The organism is Natrinema soli (assembly GCF_028618695.1).
This window is the reverse complement of sequence record NZ_JAQIVI010000607.1, coordinates 1-3,543: the sequence shown is the minus strand read 5'-3', so window position 1 is coordinate 3,543 and position 3,543 is coordinate 1. Positions and strand designations below refer to the sequence as shown.

Below are 3,543 nucleotides of genomic sequence, written 5' to 3'. Positions count from 1 at the left end.
CGCCCCCCTCGACGCCGCCGCGAGCAACAGACCGGGCGCGCGCTACGGCCCGGCAGCCGTTCGCGAGGCGAGTACCTGGTGGGCGTACCTGTCGGGCTACAAGGGTGGACTGACGAACATGAACACGCGCGCCCAAGTCGATTTTAGCGATCTGACGGTCGCCGACTGCGGCGACGTCCCGGTCTTCCCGCAGGACCAGGAGACGTCCGCGGAGAGCATCACCGCACACGTCGCGACCGCGGCCGAACGGGCGTTCCCGGTGATGCTCGGCGGTGACCACTACTGTACGTATCCCGCCTACCGCGGGTTCGCGGAGGCGACCGACGCCGAGCGCGTCGGTCTCGTGCAGATCGACGCCCACACGGACACCGCCGAGGAGAGTCCGATTTTCGGCGAGCACTTCCACGGCTCGCCCACGCGACTGATCGCGGAGTCGGACTACGGCGACTACGCGAATATCAGCCAGATCGGGATCCGGGGGTACGAGTCGCCGGGGTTCTTCGACTTCGCCGAGGAGACCGGGCTGGGCCTCTACACGATGCGCGACGTCCACGAACGGGGTATCCGTGACGTCGTCACCGACGCGATCGACCACGCCGCCGACGGGGCGGACGCCGTCTACCTGACGTTCGATATCGACTCGGTCGATCCGAGCGTCGCGCCGGGGACGGGGACGCCCGAGCCCGCCGGCCTGAGCAGCCGGCAGGCGCTCACGATCATGGAGATCCTCGGGACGCACGACGCGATCGGCGCCGCGGACCTCATGGAGGTCGCTCCCGACCATGATCCCACGCGATCGACCCAGACGCTGGCTGCCTACCTCCTCGTCACCCTCCTCGAGCGCCAGTTCGCGGAGTAACTACGTCCGGCGGGCCCGCACGACCGAGACCCGCTCGAACCGCGAGCGCGGCACGAGGCCGGACAGCGTCTCCCACGACTCGGCGTAGCCGTCCGCCGTCAGTAGCGAGAGGACGAGTTCGCCGACCGCCCCGTAGGTCATCGACGCGAACCCCCAGCCCGGTTTTTCGGTCGGGAACGGGCCGTCCTCGCGGGGCTTCCGGACGTCGAGGACCCCGCCGAGTCGATCGCGCGCCTCGATCGCGAGGTCCACAGCCTCGTCGTACCGCATGAGCGGAAACTCCCGGTTGTCGACCACGAACAGGGCGGGCACGTCACTGTCGTCGACCGCGGGCCGGACCGCGGTGCGCCCCGCTTCGATCAACAGGCTGACGACGTCGACCGTCGATCCCTCGCCGCTGATCGCATCCGTATACCGCAGGACTGCCCCGCCGTTGTCGGGAGCAAACGCCCCCTCGTGGGGAAACGCGTCGGCGTCACGGCCCGCATAGTACTCGACGATGCCGGCCGTCCGGAGCTCGGCGTTGATGCCGCGTGAGAGCAACACCCCGTCGAGCGTGATACTCGAGGGGGCAGAGAGGCGCACCAGGTCCGCCGATTCGCTGTCGGCGCTTGCGAACACGTCCTCCTCGATCGCGAGCCGGATCGGCCCGAGCGGCGTCTCGGCGAGTGGTTCGATCGCATCCAGAGCGGCGTCGAGCTCCGCCCGCGGGACGGTGATGGAGGCGGCGACGACCTCACCGGTGTCCTCGAACGGATCGTACGTGACTTGCCCGGTCAGCGTTCGGATCCGCTCGCGGACCTGCTCGAGGCGGGCGCCGACGTGGCCCCGCTCGAGTTCCGACTGGCCCTCCGGCGTCAGACAGCGCCCCTTCCCGGGTATTTTTTTGGTATAGCCGGCGTCGTCCAGGTTCGAGAGCATGAGGCGCACGGTGCGGCTCTTGATGGAATACCCGTGCCGGTTCAGCAGGTCGACCAGCCGGATACTGCCGATCGGTTCGTGACCGTCGATGAGGCGGAGGAGATCGTACGCTCGACGGTCGAGATTCTCGGGCATAGCCCTACGGCTCTCCCAGAGTTCAATAAACGTATCCGTCATCGGACCAGGCCGGACGCGGCGGCCCACGGCCGCCCGACGGACCCCCTTGATAGAAACTGTTAAATACTATAATGCGGCAATCCGTTTCCATGGTAGTGTCGCCCATTGACACAGGTGTACTGACACTCTACATGCTCGGCCTGCTCGCTGTCGGGTACTGGGGGTATCAAAAATCGGACACGCTCGACGACTATCTCGTCGCGGGTCGGAACATTCCGATCTGGATGTACATACCCGTCATGTCGGCCGTCATCCTCGGCGGCGCCTCGACGATCGGCGGTGGCGGCCTCGGCTACCAGACCGGGATCTCCGGGGCGTGGCTCGTCATTATGCTCGGGCTCGGCACCATCGCGCTCGGGCTCCTGATCTCGACGAACCTCGCCAGTCTCAAGGCCTATTCGCTCGGCGAGGTCCTCGAGCGGCGGTACGACCGCTACTCCGGGACGATCGGGGCCGTCATTGCCGGGATCTACGCGCTCACGCTCGCGATCACGCAGACGATCGCGATCGGCAAGGTGTTGAGCGTCCTGTTCGGCGTCGAGCAGAACACGATGATCCTGGCTGCCGGGGCCATCGTCATCAGTTACACGATGCTGGGCGGGATGCTCTCCGTGACGATCACCGACTTCGTCCAGTGGTGTATCATGACGGTCGGGATCTTCTTCCTCGCCCTGCCGCTGGGCCTGGACGCCGTCGGCGGGTTCTCCGGCCTCGCGGCCGAACTGGATCCCTCGTACTTCGATATTACCGCGATCGGGTGGCAGACGATTGCCAGCTACTTCCTGCTGTACGTCCTCGGCATCATGATTGGCCAGGACGTCTGGCAGCGGGTCTTTACAGCCGACTCGACGGAGACCGCCCGCACGGGCACGATCGCGGCCGGGTCGTTCGCCGTCGTCTACGGGATCGTCACCGCCCTCCTCGGGGCGATCGCCGTCGTGCTCCTCCCGACCCTCGCGGACCCCGAACTCGCGCTCCCGCGGTTGATTCTGGAAATCGTGCCGGTCGGCTTCTCGGGTCTCATCCTCGCGGGCTTCATCTCGGCGATGATGTCGACCGCGGACTCGGCGCTGCTCGCCTCGAGTACCCTGTTCACGAACGACGTGTACAAACGCTTCGTCAATCCCGACGCCTCGAACGAGACCTATGCGCGCGTCTCCCGTACGCTCATCCTCGCACTCGGCGTCGTGATGGTCTCCGCGGCGATCGCGATCGGCAACGTCATCCAGGCGCTGGCGCTGACCTATGCCCTGCTGAGCGGAAGCATCTTCGTGCCCATCTTCGCGGCGTTCTTCTGGAAGGGGGCGACGTGGCAGGGCGCCCTCTCGTCGATCTTCATCAGCGCGACCGTCGTGATCGCGACCATCTGGCTGCACGGCTTCTCGTCGAACCTCCCGATCATCTACGGCCTGGTCACGAGCGTGGTCTCGTTCACAACGGTGAGTCTCCTCACCGGGCCGCCCGCACAGGAGAAACTCAGCGCCTGGGTCGACGGCCTCGACTCGTCGCCGTCCGCTGACTGACCCGTTCGCTCGCCGGCTCCTCGAGCGCTACGACGCGGGCCCGCAGCGAGCGCGCGGCTGGTC

Annotated in this window: 3 protein-coding genes; 2 read left to right on the top strand and 1 reads right to left on the bottom strand. The window is 66.8% G+C overall.

Going from position 1 to position 3,543, the window contains the following annotated elements; genetic code table 11:
• Window positions 1-859 (top strand): agmatinase family protein (locus PGX04_RS27675; RefSeq protein WP_273741425.1); only part of this gene is annotated, 859 nt, incomplete at its 5' end.
• Here the strand turns inward: PGX04_RS27675 and PGX04_RS27670 are convergent.
• On the bottom strand, window positions 860-1,915 hold the full coding sequence (locus tag PGX04_RS27670; RefSeq protein WP_273741424.1) for an NrpR regulatory domain-containing protein: 1,056 nt from the start codon (window positions 1,913-1,915) through the stop codon (window positions 860-862).
• Between the two features lie 131 nt (window positions 1,916-2,046).
• Between PGX04_RS27670 and PGX04_RS27665 the strand changes: the two genes are divergently transcribed.
• Complete coding sequence (locus PGX04_RS27665) at window positions 2,047-3,480, top strand: sodium:solute symporter family protein (RefSeq protein ID WP_273741423.1); 1,434 nt, start codon at window positions 2,047-2,049, stop codon at window positions 3,478-3,480.
• Window positions 3,481-3,543: the final 63 nt, after the last annotated feature.

Coding starts and splice junctions, on each gene's coding strand:
- PGX04_RS27670 (WP_273741424.1), bottom strand. CDS start 1,915: ATGCCCGAGAATCTCGACCGTCGAGCGTACGATCTCCTCCGCCTCATC.
- PGX04_RS27665 (WP_273741423.1), top strand. CDS start 2,047: ATGGTAGTGTCGCCCATTGACACAGGTGTACTGACACTCTACATGCTC.